The sequence below is a fragment of the Enterobacter cloacae genome, assembly GCF_013375935.1.
GTDB classification, from domain to species: domain Bacteria; phylum Pseudomonadota; class Gammaproteobacteria; order Enterobacterales; family Enterobacteriaceae; genus Enterobacter; species Enterobacter pasteurii.
This window is the reverse complement of sequence record NZ_CP056117.1, coordinates 2619104-2636763: the sequence shown is the minus strand read 5'-3', so window position 1 is coordinate 2636763 and position 17660 is coordinate 2619104. Positions and strand designations below refer to the sequence as shown.

The following is a 17660-nucleotide window of genomic DNA, read 5'->3' as shown; positions in this document are numbered from 1 at the left end:
TACGATGGGCGCTTATCTTATCCGCCGTCTGCTGCTGGTTATCCCGACGCTGTGGGCCATCATCACCATTAACTTTTTCATCGTCCAGATTGCTCCGGGCGGCCCGGTCGACCAGGCGATTGCGGCAATAGAATTTGGCCACGCCGGCGGCATGCCGGGCGGCGGCGGTGAAGGGATGGGCGCCAGCCATGCCCGCACCGGCGTGGGGAATATCAGTGAAAGCCACTACCGGGGCGGCCGGGGGCTGGATCCGGAGGTGATCGCCGAGATCACCCATCGTTATGGTTTCGACAAGCCGCTTCACGAGCGTTATTTCAGCATGCTCTGGGATTACGTTCGCTTTGATTTCGGCGACAGCCTGTTTCGCAGCGCCTCGGTGTTAACCCTGATCAAGCAAAGCCTGCCGGTTTCCATCACGCTCGGGCTGTGGGGAACGCTGATTATTTACCTGGTCTCCATTCCGCTCGGGATCCGTAAAGCGGTCCACAACGGCAGCCGTTTTGATATCTGGAGCAGCACGTTCATCATCATCGGCTACGCCATCCCGGCGTTTCTGTTCGCCGTGCTGCTGATTGTCTTTTTCGCCGGCGGCAGCTACTTCGACCTCTTCCCGCTGCGCGGGCTGGTGTCAGCTGATTTCGACACCCTGCCGTGGTATCAAAAAATCACCGATTACTTCTGGCACATCACGCTGCCGGTGCTTGCGACGGTGATCGGCGGCTTTGCGGCGCTTACGATGCTGACTAAAAACGCCTTTCTCGATGAGATCCGCAAACAGTACGTCGTCACCGCGCGCGCCAAGGGCGTTGGCGAAAAGCAGATCATGTGGAAGCACGTTTTTCGTAACGCCATGCTGCTGGTCATTGCCGGTTTTCCCGCCACGTTCATCAGCATGTTTTTTACCGGCTCGCTGCTGATAGAGGTTATGTTCTCCCTGAACGGATTAGGGCTGCTGGGCTATGAGGCCACCGTCTCCCGTGATTATCCGGTCATGTTCGGCACGCTCTACATTTTCACCCTGATCGGCCTGCTGCTGAATATCATCAGCGATATCAGCTATACGCTGGTCGATCCCCGTATCGACTTTGAGGGCCGCTGATGTCGCGTTTAAGCCCCGTCAACCAGGCCCGCTGGGCCCGCTTTCGCCACAACCGTCGCGGCTACTGGTCGCTGTGGATCTTCGCCGTACTGTTCGTTTTAAGTATGTGTTCGGAGCTGATTGCCAACGATAAGCCCCTGCTGGTGCATTTCAAAGACCGCTGGTACGTGCCGGTGCTTGCCAGCTACACCGAAAGCGATTTTGGCGGCCCGTTTGCGACGCCGGCCGAGTATCAGGATCCGTGGCTGCGCGAGCAGATAGCGCAGCACGGCTGGGCGCTCTGGGCTCCCATTCGGTTTGGCGCGAACAGCATTAACTTTGCCACGTCCACCCCCTTCCCTTCTCCGCCGTCATTGCAAAACTGGCTGGGAACGGACGCGAACGGCGGCGATGTGCTGGCGCGCATTCTCTACGGAACCCGCATCTCGCTTCTGTTTGGGCTGATGCTGACGCTCTTTTCAAGCGTGATGGGCGTCGTAGCGGGCGCCGTACAGGGCTATTACGGCGGGAAAATCGATTTGTGGGGGCAGCGCGTGATTGAGGTCTGGTCCGGCATGCCGACGCTGTTTCTGATTATCCTGCTGTCGAGCGTGGTGCAGCCTGGCTTCTGGTGGCTGCTCGGGATCACCGTATTGTTTGGCTGGATGGCGCTGGTCGGCGTCGTGCGCGCGGAGTTTCTGCGCACGCGCAACTACGACTATATCCGCGCCGCGCAGGCGTTAGGCGTGAGCGACCGCGCAATCATCTTCCGCCATATGCTCCCCAATGCGGTGGTGGCGACCCTCACCTTCCTGCCGTTTATACTGTGCAGCTCCATCACCACCCTGACGTCGCTTGATTTCCTCGGATTCGGTTTACCCCTGGGGTCGCCATCCCTTGGCGAGCTGCTGCTGCAGGGCAAAAACAACCTCCAGGCTCCCTGGCTGGGCATCACCGCCTTTCTTTCCGTGGCGGTGCTGCTTTCCCTGCTGATTTTTATTGGCGAAGCCGTCCGCGATGCCTTCGACCCCAACAAGGCGGTATGACATGACCCGGCCCCTTCTGAGTATTGAAAATCTGTCGATTGCGTTTTCAAAACAGGGCGAGTCGCGCACCGTGGTGACGGATTTATCGCTACAGATCCAGCGCGGCGAGACGCTGGCGCTGGTGGGGGAATCCGGCTCCGGTAAGAGCGTCTCGGCGCTGTCGGTGCTGCGCCTGCTGCCTTCCCCGCCGGTAAGCTACCCGCAGGGGGATATCCTGTTCCATGGACAATCGCTGCTGAAGGCCGACGAGCGCACCCTGCGCGGCATCCGTGGCAACAGGATAGCCATGATTTTCCAGGAGCCGATGGTGTCGCTCAACCCGCTGCATACGCTGGAAAAACAGCTCTGGGAAGTGCTGTCGCTCCACCGGGGAATGCGCAAAGAAGCGGCCCGGGGCGAGATCCTCGACTGCCTTGAACGTACCGGCATTCGCAATGCGGCGAAACGGCTGAACGATTTCCCGCACCAGCTTTCCGGCGGCGAGCGCCAGCGCGTGATGATTGCAATGGCCCTGCTGACGCGTCCCGAGTTGCTGATTGCCGATGAACCGACCACCGCGCTGGACGTCACGGTGCAGGCGCAAATTCTCCAGCTGCTGCGCGAATTGCGCGACGAGCTGAACATGAGCCTGCTGTTTATCACGCACAACCTGAGCATCGTGAGAAAGCTCGCTGACGCGGTAGCCGTAATGCAAAACGGTCGCTGCGTGGAGCAGAATACGGCATCTGCCCTGCTGAGCGCGCCTCAGCACCCGTATACGCAGCGCCTACTGGATAGCGAACCCTCCGGCGACCCGGTTCCTCTGGACGCCGGCAGCGCGCCGTTGCTGAAGGTTGAGGATCTGGCGGTGTCGTTCCCGATCCGCAAAGGCATTTTCCGCCGCGTGGTCGCCTGCAACCCCGTGGTGAAAAACATGAGCTTCTCGCTGCGTCCGGGCGAGTCGCTGGGTCTGGTGGGGGAATCCGGCTCCGGAAAAAGCACCACCGGCCTGGCGCTGCTGCGCTTAATCGCTTCCCGGGGCAGCATTGTTTTTGACGGCGTGCCGCTGCAAAACCTGAATCGCCGCGCGCTGCTGCCCGTCCGCCCGCGGATGCAGGTCGTATTTCAGGATCCCAACTCGTCGCTTAACCCACGGCTCAGCGTATTGCAGATTGTTGAAGAGGGCCTGCGCGTTCACCAGCCTGCGCTGACGGCGCGGCAGCGTGAAAACGAGGTGAAACGGGTGATGGCGGAAGTGGGTTTAGATCCCGAAACCCGGCACCGCTACCCGGCCGAGTTTTCCGGCGGGCAGCGCCAGCGCATTGCGATTGCCCGCGCGCTGATTCTGAAACCGGCGCTGATCGTGCTGGACGAACCCACGTCGTCGCTGGACCGCACCGTGCAGGCACAGATCCTGAACCTGTTAAAAGGGTTACAGGAAAAACATCGGCTGGCCTATATCTTTATCAGCCACGATTTACAGGTGGTGCGCGCGCTTTGCCATCAGGTGATTGTGTTACGACAGGGAGAGGTCGTTGAGCAGGGTGAGTGCCAGCGCGTATTCACTGCGCCGACGCAGGATTACACGCGCCAGCTATTGTCCGCTGACTAGCACTCAGAAGGGATAGTGGCCGGAGAACGGCTCGGCGATCGCTACGCCGAAGTTTTTCAGGCGACAGGTCGCGGCAAATTCGTCCTGGCTGTTGACGAACAGGCACGGCTCCCCTTCGCATTCCAGCACGGAGCTGTCCACTTCGATGTCCGTCAGCGCCTGGCTGAGACGCTCCATTACCGGCCACGCGTTTTCATCGCTCGGGCTGAGCAGCTTGAGCGCCACCAGGCAATTATCTCCCCCTGCAACGCTTTGCGGAATCGGTTCAACTTTCGAACCTGCAAAACCCGCTGACCAGCGATAGCTCTGGGGCAAGCGATGGACAATGGAGAGTTGTAATGTATTCACGTTCATTTCCCCGGAAGCAAATTTACTTCACAATTTATTTACATTTATAGTAACACATCATCGCCAGCCTGCACTATTTAGCAGATTTTATAAGCGTTACAGGCTCACGTCGGCGCTATATGTACCCGTTTCTGCGATCTAACTCAACCTTTTTAAATACAATGGTGTGACTTTTTACATAAATAGATTTTACATAAAAGAAACAAACACAGGGTAAACGAACGAAGGGTTGGTTGATATGGGTCAACAAAAAGGCCCGTACCGGGCCTTAACTGTTTATTTATGCGCCGTCTTACGCGGCCGGCTGGCATAAAGATAGAAGAGAATGGAGCTGGTGGCGCAGAACGCTATCGCCCACAGCATCGGCCAGGCGGTATTAAAGGTCGCCATTGAAAGCAGCGCGCCGACAATCGCGCCGATACCGAAGCGGAATGTCCCCGCCAGCGACGAAGCGGTGCCCGCCATATGGGGAAATTCGTCGAGGATCACCGCCATCGCGTTAGAAGAGACCATCGACACGCATCCCACAAACGCCGCCACGCCCACTACCAGCGCCCAGAAGCCAACGCCCAGCAGTGCGCTCACCACCAGCCAGATGGCCATCACGAACTGGATCCACAGCCCGGCGCGGAACATATTCAGCGCCCCTACCCGCCGGACAAAGCGGCTGTTGATGATGGTCATCACAAACAGGAAGACGATATTCAGCGCGAAGTAGTAGCCAAAGTGCTGGGGTGAAACGTGGTTGAGTTCAATATAGACAAACGGCCCCGCGCTCAGGAACGAGAACATCCCGGCAAAGCTGAAGCCGCTGGCCAGCATGTAGCTCAGGACGCGCTTATGGCGAAACAGCGAGGCAAAGTTTCCAAGCGTGGTACGGACGTGGAACTTCTGACGGCGCTCGACGGGCAGCGTTTCATCAATAAAGACGAAGATCATCACCGATGCCAGCAGCGCGGCAATCGCCAGGATCCAGAAAATCGCATGCCAGCTAAACCACACCAGCACCGCCCCGCCCACCATGGGGGCAACCAGCGGCGCAACTGTCGTGACCAGCATGACGAACGACATCATGCGCGAGAACTCTTCCTTCGGATAGACGTCGCGCATCAGCGCGTTTATCACCACGCTTGCCGCAGCCGCCGCCAGGCCATGGAAGAAACGCATCACGATCAGCTGATCGATACTCTGCGCCAGCGCGCAGGCCACCGCCGCCGCGGCAAAGATCAGCGTCCCGCCGAGGATAACGGGTTTACGCCCCAGGCTATCTGCCATGGGGCCATAAAAAAGCTGACCGAGCGCGAAACCGAGAATGTAGGTGCTGAGCGTCATCTGCGCGCTGCCTGCCGGAACGCCAAACTGCGCGGAAATCACCGGCAGCGCGGGCAGGTACATATCAATAGACAGCGGCATCAGCATGGCCAGCAGGCCAAGGATAAACACGATTTTAAACGACGAGTGTGGCCTGGTGGTCACAGGGTTCTCCTGAATTTAGCGTGATGGCAGCCCGACGCTGGCGATCTCTTCTTCCGTCAGCGGGCGATATTCACCTGGCGCCAGTTCCGGATCGAGTTCAATCGCGCCGATACGTTCACGGTGCAGACCCACAACGTGGTTGCCCACGGCGGCAAACATACGCTTCACCTGGTGATAGCGGCCTTCACTGATGGTCAGGCGCACGTCGGTTGGGGTGATGATTTCAAGCACCGCCGGCCTGGTCAGATCTTTTTCATTATGCAGCTGAACGCCTTTCGCGAATTGCTCTGCCGTGTCGTCCGAGACCGGCGACTCAAGCGTCACCCGATACGTTTTTTCACAGTGATGGCGCGGGGAGGTAATACGGTGCGACCACTGACCGTCATCGGTCATCAGCACCAGGCCGGTGGTATCAATATCCAGTCGCCCTGCCGCATGCAGCTTGTGCGCCACAGGTTCATCAAGGAAGTAGAGCACCGTCGGGTGATCCGGATCGTCCGTTGAGCACACGTAACCTTCCGGTTTGTTGAGCATAAAATAGCGCGGGCCGTTCTGCTGGGTCAGCGGGTTGCCGTCATACTCCACCTGGTGGTCAGGCTGGAGTTTAAAAGCGCTGTCTCTCACAATGTCGCCGTCCACGGTTACGCGGCTGGCGCGAATTTCACGCCCGGCAATAGCGCGGCTTACGCCGAGTTGCTGAGCGATAAACTTATCAAGTCGCATGAAATCTTTTTAGCCTTAATGGTGCTGGAAGTCGGACTACGCGTCCGAAAAAGAAGCAGTCAGAAACGGTTCAGTATAATGGTCTGGTTGCGCCACTCAAGGGAAAAAGTTTCGTGGCATACTATATGCGAGTTAACTGAATAGAGATGTCATGACTTTTACACTACGCCCCTATCAGCAGGAAGCCGTTGACGCCACCCTCGCCTGGTTTCGCAGGCACCGGGAACCTGCCGCCATCGTGCTCCCGACCGGAGCCGGGAAAAGCCTGGTCATCGCCGAACTGGCGCGTCTGGCGCGCGGGCGCGTGCTGGTGCTGGCGCACGTCAAAGAGCTGGTGGCGCAGAATCACGCCAAATATTGCGCGCTCGGCCTGGAGGCCGATATCTTTGCCGCCGGGCTGAAGCGCAAGGAGAGCCACGGCAAGGTGGTGTTTGGCAGCGTGCAGTCGGTGGCCCGCAACCTGGATCTGTTCCGCAGCGAGTTTTCCCTGCTGATTGTCGACGAGTGTCACCGCATCAGCGATGACGACGACAGCCAGTATCAGCAAATCCTCACGCACCTGAAAGAGGTGAATCCTCACTTACGTCTGCTTGGCCTGACCGCCACGCCGTTTCGGCTGGGCAAGGGCTGGATTTATCAGTTTCATTATCACGGCATGGTTCGCGGGGATGAGAAGGCCCTGTTCCGCGACTGCATCTATGAGCTTCCGCTGCGCTACATGATCAAGCACGGCTACCTGACGCCGCCGGAGCGTCTGGATATGCCGGTGGTGCAGTACGACTTCAGCCGCCTGCAGGCGCAGAGTAACGGGCTGTTCAGCGAAGCGGACCTTAATCACGAACTGAAAAAGCAGAAGCGGATCACGCCGCATATCGTCAGCCAGATTGAAGAGTTCGCCCAAACGCGAAAAGGGGTGATGATTTTTGCTGCCACCGTCGAACACGCGCGCGAAATCACGGGGCTGCTGCCCGTAAGCGACGCGGCGTTGATTACCGGTGAAACTCCCGGCCCGGAACGCGACAGCCTGATTGAGGCCTTCAAAGCCCAGCGGTTCCGCTATCTGGTGAATGTCTCCGTATTAACCACCGGGTTTGACGCCCCGCACGTCGACCTGATTGCGATTCTGCGCCCGACCGAATCCGTCAGCCTGTATCAGCAGATTGTCGGGCGCGGGCTGCGCCTGGCCCCGGGCAAAACCGACTGTCTGATCCTCGATTACGCCGGTAATCCGCACGATCTTTACTCCCCTGAAGTGGGCACGCCAAAAGGAAAAAGCGACAACGTGCCGGTACAGGTATTTTGTCCGGCCTGCGGGTTTGCCAACACCTTCTGGGGGAAAACCACCGCCGACGGTACGCTGATTGAACACTTTGGCCGCCGCTGCCAGGGCTGGTTTGAAGACGATGAGGGCCATCGCGAACAGTGTGACTTCCGCTTTCGCTTTAAAAACTGTCCGCAGTGCAACGCCGAGAACGATATCGCCGCCCGCCGCTGCCGCGAGTGCGACACGGTTCTGGTAGACCCGGACGACATGCTGAAAGCGGCGCTGAAGCTGAAAGATGCGCTGGTGCTGCGCTGTTCCGGCATGGCGCTGCAGCCCGGCGCGGATGAAAAAGGCGAGTGGCTAAAGATTACCTATTACGACGAGGACGGGGCGGACGTGAGCGAGCGCTTCAGGGTTCAGACGCCCGCCCAGCGGACCGCTTTCGAGCAGCTCTTTATCCGCCCCCATACCCGCACGCCCGGCGTGCCGCTGCGCTGGATAACCGTTGCCGACATCGTGCATCAGCAGGCGCTGCTGCGCCATCCTGATTTTGTTGTCGCCCGCAAAAAAGGCCAGTTCTGGCAGGTACGTGAGAAGGTCTTTGACTATGAAGGACGGTTCCGCCGGGCAAATGAATTGCGCGGTTAACGGGACTTTTCGTTGATGCGCGCGCCATTTGAGTATAAAATGCCGCCCGCTTCACATCCGTGAGGCAGAACACTCACCTGCTGCTGGGTCGCCTGTAGTAGGGTTTTAAATACAGAGAGAAATCAATGTTCACTATCGAAGCAGAAGTACGTAACGTGCAGGGTAAGGGTGCGAGCCGCCGCCTGCGTAACGCTAACAAGTTCCCGGCTATCGTTTACGGTGGCGAAGCTGCTCCAGTTGCTATCGAACTGGATCACGACAAAGTATGGAACATGCAGAACAAAGCTGAATTCTACAGCGAAGTTCTGACCATCGTTGTTGGCGGTAAAGAAGAAAAAGTGAAGGTTCAGGCTGTTCAGCGTCACGCGTTCAAGCCAAAACTGACTCACATCGACTTCGTTCGCGCGTAATCGCAAACCTGTCGAGAAAAACCCCGCTTCTGCGGGGTTTTTTTATGGCTGTTACTTACCGCCAGAGGTTCGACGCTGAAGCTGATCGCGCAGGTTCGGCGGCGTGCCTTTAATGGTCAGCGTGTCGGTAGCCGGATCCCAGAAGATACGTTCCCCGAGAAGCATCGCATCAAAGTTGATAGTTAACCCCCCGCCGCTGCCGGCAAATTTGGTCAGCTGACGCAGCGTGCTGCGATCCGCCGGGAAGCTCTCCTCCAGCTCGTAGCCTTTTTCCGCGGTGAACTCCTGGAAGCTGACCTCGCTAACGCCCGCCAGCTCTTTGGACAGCGACTCCAGCTCAATCTCTTCACCCGCCTGCAGCTGCTCGTTGCAGTAGCTGTAAACCTGCTGGCGCACGTTCTGCCGCTCGGCTTTATCCAGCTGCGCCTCGGCCGTAAAGTCATCCACCGCCTGTAGCAGACCTTTGTTCTGCACTTTAGCGTTCAGGCCTTCGCTGGCGCCGAGGAAGTCCATGAAGAAATCCGCCACTTTGCGCCCTACGCGGCCCTTCAGGAAGGTCAGATAGCGGGTTGACTCCGGGTTGGTTTCCCATTCGGTCAAATCGATACGCGCCACGATATCCGCATGGTTGATGTCCAGATAGTGCGTTGAGCTGATGTCCAGCTGCTCGTTCACGCGCATGCTGCTCAGATTATTCAGCACGCTAACCAGCAGATACTCTACCGCCAGATAGCGATAGTGGCAGAACAGGACGATACCGCCATCGGCGAACGGATATTTCGCCAGTTCGTCACGCAGACGGCCAGTCGCAGCGCGGCTGAATGCCAGGAAATCCTCTTCACCCTGACGCTGCAGGCGCAGGCTATCCGCCAGTTCGCTCTCCTCGCTGAACAAGCCATAGGCTTTATTTTTCGCGCTGTAGACGCGATGCAACTCCGCCATCATCTCGACAACGGTAGGCGTTGGTTCCAGTAACGAATCGCGTAGCACCACTTCAAGGGTTTGCTCATCACGCTTGATAAGCTGGTGCAGGGCAATCTGGTTGATTTCCAGACTCATGATAAACTCTCCTTTTAGACCGGGCGGTATTCAACCACCACCAACGCATGTGTGCAACAGAAGATAAAAAAGGGGAAAAAAAGCTGTTGCTACGGTAATATGTCGCCCTTCTCTCAACAAACTGATTTTGATTTATGCCACAACATTCCCGCTACAGTGACGAACACGTTGAACAACTGCTCAGTGAGCTGGTCAACGTACTGGAAAAACATAAAACGCCAACCGATCTCTCCCTGATGGTTTTGGGAAATATGGTTACCAACCTTATCAATACCAGCGTTGCTCCGGCTCAGCGTCAGGCGATCGCCAAATCTTTCGCCCAGGCCTTGCAGTCCTCCGTTAGCGACGACCAGGCACACTAAGGGAAACGAACAACAGTTTATGGTGACGAATCGTCAGCGCTACCGTGAAAAAGTCTCCCAGATGGTCAGCTGGGGGCACTGGTTTGCCCTGTTCAACATTTTGTTGGCGATGGTGCTCGGCTGCCGTTATCTGTTTGTGGCAGACTGGCCAACCACGTTAACCGGGCGTATCTACTCCTGGATGAGCCTGGTTGGACACTTTAGCTTCCTGGTTTTCGCCACCTATCTGCTGATCCTGTTTCCGCTGACGTTTATCGTCATGTCGCAGCGGCTGATGCGCTTCCTGTCCGCTATTCTTGCGACGGCGGGCATGACGCTGTTGCTTATCGACAGTGAAGTCTTCACCCGGTTCCACCTGCACCTGAACCCGATCGTCTGGGAACTGGTGATTAACCCGGACCAGAACGAAACCGCGCGCGACTGGCAGCTGATGTTTATCAGCGTGCCCATTATCCTGCTGATCGAGATGTTGTTCGCCACGTGGAGCTGGCAAAAGCTTCGCAGTCTGACCCGGCGCCGCCATTACGCGAAGCCCGTCGCGGCGCTCTTTTTCGCCTCTTTTATCGGTTCGCACCTGATGTATATCTGGGCAGATGCGAACTTCTACCGCCCGATTACCATGCAGCGCGCTAACCTGCCGCTCTCCTATCCGATGACGGCGCGTCGTTTTCTTGAAAAACACGGCCTGCTGGATGCGCAGGAGTATCAGCGTCGTCTGGTCGAACAGGGTAATCCGGAAGCGGTCAGCGTGCAGTATCCCCTGAGCGATCTGAGATACCGCGACATGGGCCGTGGTCAGAACGTGCTGCTGATTACCGTCGATGGCCTGAACTATTCCCGCTATGAGAAGCAGATGCCCGCGCTGGCGGAGTTTGCCGGGAACAACATCACGTTCACTCAGCACATGAGTTCCGGTAACTCGACCGACGCGGGTATTTTCGGCCTGTTCTATGGCATCTCACCGAGCTACATGGACGGCGTGCTGTCGGCCCGTATTCCGGCGGCGCTGATCACCGGCCTTAACCAGCAGGGCTACCAGCTGGGGCTGTTTGCCTCCGATGGGTTCAACAGCTCGCTCTACCGCCAGGCGCTGCTGTCTGACTTCTCCCTGCCAGCCGCGCAGAGCCAGTCTGACACTCAGACCGCCGATCAGTGGATTAACTGGCTCAAGCGCTATGCGCAGGAAGATAACCGCTGGTTCTCCTGGGTTGCGTTTAACGGCACAACGCTTGATGACAGCAATCAGAAAGGCTTCGCGCGCCGCTATAGCCGTGCCGCGGGTGACGTCGATGCGCAGATTAGCCGCGTGCTGACCGCCCTGCGCGATGCGGGCAAACTGGACAATACGGTGGTCATTATCACGGCGGGTCACGGCGTGCCGCTGGGTGATGAGGCGAAGAGCATGGAATGGTCGCGTCCGAACCTGCACGTGCCGCTGGTGATCCACTGGCCGGGAACGCCTGCGCAGCGCATTACCATGCTGACCGACCATAAAGACGTTATGACGACGTTAATGCAGCGTCTTCTGCACGTCAGCACACCGGCAAATGAATACTCGCAGGGGCAGGATCTCTTTAGCGCCACGCGGCGCCATAACTGGGTCACGGCTGCGGGTGGAAACACGCTGGTAGTGACAACTCCATCGTTGTCCCTGGTGCTGAACAGTAACGGAAATTACCAGACGTACAGTCCCGAAGGTGAGAAGCTGAAAGACCAGAAGCCGCAGCTCAGCCTGCTGCTGCAGGTGCTGACGGACGAGAAGCGCTTCATCGCTAACTGATTATTTATGAATCAGTTAGCGCGGCTTCCCCCTTGCAATCAAAAAGGAATCGAGTACTATTCCTTTAATGCGTCGGCACGTAGCGCAGCCTGGTAGCGCACCGTCATGGGGTGTCGGGGGTCGGAGGTTCAAATCCTCTCGTGCCGACCAACAATACATAAAAAAAACCAGCCTTTAATGGCTGGTTTTTTTATGCCTGTACCCACATGCGGAATGGTTAGTGCTTCTCGCGTCCGCCCAGGAAGAAAATCCCCAGCGGGATGGCAAGCAGGACGGTAAACACCAGGCTGTATACAAAGATCATCGCCGACTGCAGGACAAACATGCTGGTTGTCCAGGCGGAGAGCGGAATGTTGTACTGCTCGATCACGCCGACAATGGTTGCCCGCCCTACGCATGCGGCAGCAATCATAAATACCACCAGCAACGCCAGCAGGAACTTGCGGCCTTCAGGTGTCTTCAGTTTTGCGCGTACCATCTCTCTCTTCCCTTTACAGATGAATAACAATATCTAACGCGTAAAATAACACGATCTTCCCACCGACTCCACCACAGCATCAAACACCACAAAAACGCCAGAAAACCAGTTTATTACGCCAGGCAAAATGAAAATATGAGTAAATTACGCCAACCATTCATGCGAGTTATGCTAGTCTGGTCACGATCGTTTTGACAAAAAAGGAATGACAGTGAAAAACGCACCTAAATTTGCCCTTGCCCTTATCGCCGCAGCCTGCGTGAGCGCCAGCGCTTTTGCCAGCGATGCGCCTGAAGCCCAGCCTCTGGAAAAAGTCGCGCCTTACCCGCAGGCGGAGAAAGGGATGAAGCGCCAGGTTATTCAGCTGCCGGCGCAGCAGGATGAAGCAAATTTCAAAGTGGAGCTGTTAATCGGCCAGACGCTGGAAGTGGACTGCAACCACCATCGTCTCGGCGGCCAGCTGGAAAGCAAAACCCTGGAAGGCTGGGGCTATGACTACTATGTCTTCGACAAAGTCACGTCGCCGGTCTCCACCATGATGGCGTGTCCGGACGGCAAAAAAGAGAAGAAATTTATCACCGCGTATCTGGGTGACAACAGTCTGCTGCGCTATAACAGCAAGCTGCCAATCGTCGTGTATACGCCGGAAAACGTGGATGTGAAATATCGCGTATGGAAGGCGGACGAGACGGTCGGGCAAGCGGTAGTACGTTAAAATCAGGCCGGGTGACGGCTTCGCCTTACCCGACCTGTAGAGGGTGCGTTCTTCTGCCCTCACCCCACCCCTCTCCCACCGGGAGAGGGAGAAAACGCGAAAAACGGTAACGGATGTTACCGTTTTGCGTTCACCTTACAGCGCGATATCCGCAACCGGCTTGCTTTCCGCCTGAGGCTTCAGCTCTGCCTTTGGTGCAGCATCCGCAGCCTGCGGTTTGACATACTGCAGCTGCAGAACGCGGCTGGTGTACTCCAGCTCTTGTTCCGTGGCCTGAACGTTACCGTTCAGCTTAGTACCGTAGGACGGAATAATGGTTTTCAGCTTCGCCTGCCATTCCGGGCTGGAGACTTTATCCTTAAACACTTTTTCCATCAGGTGCAGCATGATTGGCGCAGCGGTAGACGCGCCCGGTGACGCGCCCAGCAGCGCGGCAATGGTGCCATCCTTATCGCTCACCACTTCGGTACCCAGGCGCAGCACGCCGCCCTCTTTCGGATCGCGTTTGATAATCTGCACGCGCTGGCCCGCCTGCCACAGACGCCAGTCTTCTTTCTTGGCCTGCGGATAGTACTCTTTCAGCGCTTCGAAGCGTTCTTCATCAGAGAGCATCACCTGGCTTATCAGGTATTTCACCAGATCGAAGTTATCCAGCCCCACGTCCATCATTGGCTTGACGTTCGAGGTGGTGGTCGCGCTCAGCAGATCCCACAGGGAACCGTTTTTCAGGAACTTGGTGGAGAATGTGGCGAACGGCCCGAACAGCACTACGCGCTTCCCGTCAAGCATGCGGGTATCAATATGCGGAACGGACATCGGTGGTGCACCGACGGAGGCCTGACCGTACACTTTTGCCAGATGGCGGTTAACCACTTCCGGGTTTTCCGACACGAGGAACTGGCCGCCGACCGGGAAGCCCGCGTAGTCATCCGCTTCCGGAATGCCGGACTCCTGCAACAGCTTCAGCGCCGCACCGCCCGCACCGATAAACACGAACTTCGCCTTGATCACATGCTCGGCTTCGTTGTTTTTCAGATCGGCAACGGTCACGCTCCAGCTGTTGTCCGCGTTGCGCTTAAAGCCACGCACTTCGGTGCCGAGCTGCAGATTGAAGTTCTCTTTTTTCTTCAGAGAGCCAACCAGCTGACGGGTGATTTCACCGTAGTTAACGTCGGTACCAATTTCAGTGCGGGTCGCCGCCACTTTCTGATTCGGATCGCGGCCTTCCATTACCAGCGGTGCCCACTCTTTGATCTGAGCGTGATCTTCAGAGTATTTCATTCCGCGGAACAGCGTGCTCTGCTGCAGCGCAGCGTAGCGCGCGCGCAGGAAATTGACGTTCTGCTCGCCCCACACAAAGCTCATGTGCGGCACGGTGTTGATAAAGGAGTGCGGGTTGTTCAACACGCCGCTGTTAACCTGATGAGACCAGAACTGGCGTGAGATCTGGAACGCTTCGTTGATCTCAACCGCTTTCTCGATACTAATGGAACCGTCCTTTTTCTGCGGCGTATAGTTCAGTTCCATGAGTGCCGAGTGCCCCGTCCCGGCGTTATTCCAGCCGTTAGAGCTTTCCTGCGCCACGCCATCGAGGCGTTCGACCATGGTCATTGACCAGTTCGGCTCTAATTCCTGAAGATACGTTCCCAGCGTGGCGCTCATGATGCCGCCACCAATTAAAAGGACATCCGTTTCCTGCTCTTTTGGTGCGTCTGCTTTCGCCGCCAGCGAGACGGCGTTCAGCCCCACGGCCAGGGAAAAGAGCACGGCAGTCATTTTTTTCATCATTTATGCCTTAGTTAAATAGTGCGTGATGCGTAGAAATTACAGGTGAAACACGCTGCGGTGGCACGGTAGCAACTTTTAAATATTGTTTAAAGGTTAAGAAATTATTGTAATTGTGAAATTTAATGATCGTTTGTTTGTGTGGATTTAGGGAGCAGGCTGGCAAAAGGCGTTTAACCTGGCTACTATGCTGCACTTTGTGATCGCGCGCACGGAAGCCTGCCCCTACTTGCGAATTGTTATGTCATTACCCCACTCGTCCGTACCCCATGAAGGCCATGTCGCCACCGTTTTACGTTCGCCTAAGCTTCTGATGCGTGAAACCCTGGCCGGCGTGATTACCGCGCTGGCGCTGATCCCGGAAGTGATTTCTTTTTCCGTGGTCGCAGGCGTGGATCCGAAAGTCAGTCTTATCGCCTCCGTGGTGCTCTGCTTCGCCCTTTCCCTGCTCGGCGGACGTCCGGCCATGGTGACGGCGGCGGCAGGTTCCGTCGCGCTGGTAATTGGCCCGATGGTCCATCAGCACGGCGTGCAGTACATTCTGCCGGCGGTGGTGATGGCGGGCGTGATTCAGATCCTGTTCGGCGCGCTGGGCATGGCGCGGCTGATGCGCTTTATCCCGCAGTCGGTGATGACGGGTTTTGTTAATGCCCTCGGCATTTTGATTTTCTTTGCCCAGGTTCCCCACTTCTGGAGCCGAAGCCCGCTGATTGTGGGCCTGTTCGTGCTGACGCTGCTGATTGTGCTGTGGGTGCCGCGCTATATCAAAAGCGTGCCCTCCCCGCTGATTGCCATTGTGGTGCTGACGCTGTTCACCGTCACCAGCGGGCAAATCTTGCCCACGGTGGGAGATGAAGGCTCAATGAGCGGCGGTTTGCCTGGATTTACGCAGTTGCTGGTGCCGCTCAACCTGGAAACGCTGAGCATCATCTGGCCGTGCGCGCTCAGTATTGCTTTCGTAGGCCTGCTGGAATCATTGCTGACGGCGAAGCTGGTGGACGAACTGACCGTAACGCCATCCAGCAAGCGTCGCGAAAGCATCGGGCTGGGCGTGGGAAATATCATGGCCGGCTTCTACGGCGGCATTGCGGGCTGTGCGATGATTGGGCAGACCATCGTTAACGTGGAGATGGGTAAAGGAAGAAGCCGCATTTCCACGCTCGCGGCGGGCATTGTGCTGCTGGTGCTGGTCACGGCGCTCAGCGACGTGATGGCCAGGATCCCGATGGCGGTCCTGGCGGGTATTATGGCGATTGTGGCCATCAAGACCTTTAGCTGGCACAGCGTTCAGCCCGGAACCCTGAAAAAGGCGCCCGTTGCGGAAACCGTCGTTATGCTGGTGACGGTTGCGGCAACGGTATCAACCGGTAACCTGGCGATTGGCGTGCTGGGCGGCATCGTAATGATGTTCATCCTTCCCGCCCGTCTTAAGCAAAAAGCGCTGGCTACAGAAGAAAAATCGTCGCCAGCCCAAGAAAAATAAAGAAACCGCCGGTATCGGTAATCGCGGTAATCATAACGCTCGACCCCACCGCGGGGTCGCGCCCCAGCCGGGTCATCGTCAGCGGGATAATCACCCCCATTATCGCCGCCACCAGCAGGTTCAGCACCATTGCCAGCATCATGACCCCGCCCAGCGCCATATCGTCGTACAGCCACCAGGTGACGCCGCCCATGATGCCGCCCCAGACCAGGCCGTTTATCAGCGCGACGCCCATCTCCCTGAAAATCAGCCACGAGAAGTTCCCCGGCTGAATGTTTTCCAGCGCCAGGGCGCGAACGATCATGGTGATGGTCTGGTTACCGGTGTTTCCGCCGATCCCCGCCACAATCGGCATCAGCGAGGCCAGGGCCACCAGCTGGGAAATGGTATGTTCGAAACCATCGATGACGCGGGAAGCCACGAAGGCGGTGCATAAGTTGATGGCGAGCCACGCCCAGCGCGTTTTAACGGCCTTACCAACGGAGGCGTGAACGTCATCTTCGGCGCTGATCCCGCCAAGGGCGCGCAGGTCGTTATCGGTCTCTTCATAGACCACGTCAACGATCTCATCGATGGTCAGACGCCCCATCAGCTTGCCCACGGAATCCACCACCGCCGCACTCACCAGGTCATCACGTTCGAAGGTACGCGCCGCTTTTTCGGCATCGTCCTCCGGCGAGAACACCATCGGCTCGGTTTCCATGACCTCGCTGACCCGCCGCTGGGTGCTGTTCAGCAGGATCGTTTTAAGCTCCAGCTCTCCGAGCAGGGTTTTATCCCGGGAGGTGACGAACAGTTTGTCGGTGTTGTCCGGCATACTGCCCAGGCGACGAAGATAGCGCTGCACCGTACCAAGGGTAACGTCCGGACGCACCGTGATGACGCCAAACTCCATGATGGCGCCGACGCTGTTTTTCTCGTAGTGCATCACCTGACGCACGCGCGCCCGCTCCTCGGCGGGCAGGGAAGCCAGCAGGCGACCGGTCAGGTTGCGCGGAAGATGCTGGACGAGGTAAATCTGCTCATCGATATCCAGCGTTTGCAGGGCGTCGAGAATGTCCCGGTCGCTCATCTCATCGATAAGGTCATCCCAGACGTTTTCCGAGGCCTCCAGCAGCACCTGACCGCGCTCGTGATCCTGCACCAGCCGCCACAGGGCGTGGCGCTCCTCGGAGGGCAGCGCCTCCAGGGTATCCGCCAGATCCGGAGGGGGTAAATGTGCAACCAGCGCACCTACCTCAGCAATATCGTCGGCCAGCGTGCCGACATCATATTGCTCAGCCAGGGTCAGCTTACCCAATAGCGTTGACGTTACCGCTTTATCGGTCGTCAGGAGCCAGATGAGGCGCGCACGCTCCTGGTCACGCTGCCTTGCGCTGTTTTTCTTTAATAACGACATTAATCATAAATCCAT

General features: G+C 57.3%; 16 protein-coding genes and 1 tRNA gene. 10 read left to right on the top strand and 7 right to left on the bottom strand.

The window, feature by feature from the left end:
* The first annotated feature begins 4 nt into the window (after positions 1–4).
* Genes HWQ14_RS12410 through yejF form a run of 3 tightly spaced genes read left to right on the top strand, consistent with a single transcriptional unit; the run spans position 5 to position 3715 of the window.
* A complete protein-coding gene (locus HWQ14_RS12410; protein ID WP_148419870.1) occupies positions 5–1099 on the top strand; it encodes a microcin C ABC transporter permease YejB in 1095 nt (364 codons plus the stop codon).
* Entirely contained in the window at positions 1099–2124 is a 1026-nt protein-coding gene (locus HWQ14_RS12405) for an ABC transporter permease (RefSeq protein ID WP_148419871.1), read from the top strand. The genes HWQ14_RS12410 and HWQ14_RS12405 overlap by 1 nt, the downstream gene beginning before the upstream one ends.
* Before the next feature lies 1 nt (position 2125).
* Positions 2126–3715, top strand: coding sequence for a microcin C ABC transporter ATP-binding protein YejF (gene yejF, locus HWQ14_RS12400; protein ID WP_176609872.1), 1590 nt, complete (start codon positions 2126–2128; stop codon positions 3713–3715).
* A gap of 3 nt (positions 3716–3718) precedes the next feature.
* Here the strand turns inward: yejF and HWQ14_RS12395 are convergent, their stop codons facing one another.
* The 3 genes from HWQ14_RS12395 to rsuA form a co-directional block, all read right to left on the bottom strand.
* Positions 3719–4063: a YejG family protein gene (locus HWQ14_RS12395; RefSeq protein WP_148419873.1), complete on the bottom strand. Its 345-nt coding sequence runs from the start codon at positions 4061–4063 to the stop codon at positions 3719–3721.
* Between the two features lie 276 nt (positions 4064–4339).
* Positions 4340–5539 (bottom strand): Bcr/CflA family multidrug efflux MFS transporter, encoded by a 1200-nt coding sequence (locus tag HWQ14_RS12390; RefSeq protein WP_148419874.1) that lies wholly within the window; start codon positions 5537–5539, stop codon positions 4340–4342.
* A 15-nt stretch (positions 5540–5554) separates the two neighbouring features.
* On the bottom strand, positions 5555–6262 hold the full coding sequence (rsuA, locus tag HWQ14_RS12385; protein WP_176609871.1) for a 16S rRNA pseudouridine(516) synthase RsuA: 708 nt from the start codon (positions 6260–6262) through the stop codon (positions 5555–5557).
* Positions 6263–6413: 151 nt separating this feature from the next.
* Here rsuA and HWQ14_RS12380 point away from each other — a divergent pair, with 151 nt between their 5' ends.
* Positions 6414–8174, top strand: coding sequence for a DEAD/DEAH box helicase (locus tag HWQ14_RS12380; protein ID WP_148419876.1), 1761 nt, complete (start codon positions 6414–6416; stop codon positions 8172–8174).
* 125 nt (positions 8175–8299) lie between these two features.
* Complete coding sequence (rplY, locus tag HWQ14_RS12375; RefSeq protein ID WP_148419877.1) at positions 8300–8584, top strand: 50S ribosomal protein L25; 285 nt, start codon at positions 8300–8302, stop codon at positions 8582–8584.
* 51 nt (positions 8585–8635) lie between these two features.
* Here rplY and yejK read toward each other — a convergent pair whose 3' ends face one another.
* Entirely contained in the window at positions 8636–9643 is a 1008-nt protein-coding gene (gene yejK / locus HWQ14_RS12370) for a nucleoid-associated protein YejK (RefSeq protein WP_148419878.1), read from the bottom strand.
* A 134-nt stretch (positions 9644–9777) separates the two neighbouring features.
* On the opposite strand from yejK, the gene HWQ14_RS12365 reads away from it, so the two are divergent.
* From HWQ14_RS12365 to HWQ14_RS12355, 3 genes are all read left to right on the top strand, one after another.
* Positions 9778–10005 carry a YejL family protein gene (locus tag HWQ14_RS12365; protein WP_001135586.1) on the top strand — a complete coding sequence of 76 codons (228 nt, stop codon included), beginning with the start codon at positions 9778–9780 and terminating at the stop codon, positions 10003–10005.
* Between the two features lie 19 nt (positions 10006–10024).
* On the top strand, positions 10025–11785 hold the full coding sequence (gene yejM, locus HWQ14_RS12360; RefSeq protein ID WP_176609870.1) for an LPS biosynthesis-modulating metalloenzyme YejM: 1761 nt from the start codon (positions 10025–10027) through the stop codon (positions 11783–11785).
* Between the two features lie 73 nt (positions 11786–11858).
* Positions 11859–11935 (top strand) — tRNA-Pro (locus HWQ14_RS12355).
* Positions 11936–12002: 67 nt separating this feature from the next.
* Here the strand turns inward: HWQ14_RS12355 and HWQ14_RS12350 are convergent.
* Entirely contained in the window at positions 12003–12263 is a 261-nt protein-coding gene (locus HWQ14_RS12350; protein WP_148419880.1) for a DUF2534 family protein, read from the bottom strand.
* Between the two features lie 205 nt (positions 12264–12468).
* Here HWQ14_RS12350 and eco point away from each other — a divergent pair, with 205 nt between their 5' ends.
* The gene (gene eco, locus HWQ14_RS12345; protein ID WP_148419881.1) at positions 12469–12978 is read left to right on the top strand and encodes a serine protease inhibitor ecotin; all 510 of its coding nucleotides are present in this window, start codon (positions 12469–12471) and stop codon (positions 12976–12978) included.
* A gap of 135 nt (positions 12979–13113) precedes the next feature.
* On the opposite strand, the gene mqo is transcribed toward eco, so the two are convergent.
* On the bottom strand, positions 13114–14763 hold the full coding sequence (gene mqo, locus HWQ14_RS12340) for a malate dehydrogenase (quinone) (protein WP_148420010.1): 1650 nt from the start codon (positions 14761–14763) through the stop codon (positions 13114–13116).
* 187 nt (positions 14764–14950) lie between these two features.
* On the opposite strand from mqo, the gene HWQ14_RS12335 reads away from it, so the two are divergent.
* Entirely contained in the window at positions 14951–16246 is a 1296-nt protein-coding gene (locus HWQ14_RS12335; protein ID WP_148419882.1) for a SulP family inorganic anion transporter, read from the top strand.
* Here the strand turns inward: HWQ14_RS12335 and mgtE are convergent.
* Positions 16209–17645, bottom strand: a complete 1437-nt coding sequence (gene mgtE, locus HWQ14_RS12330; protein WP_148419883.1) for a magnesium transporter — start codon at positions 17643–17645, stop codon at positions 16209–16211. The genes HWQ14_RS12335 and mgtE overlap by 38 nt on opposite strands.
* Positions 17646–17660: the final 15 nt, after the last annotated feature.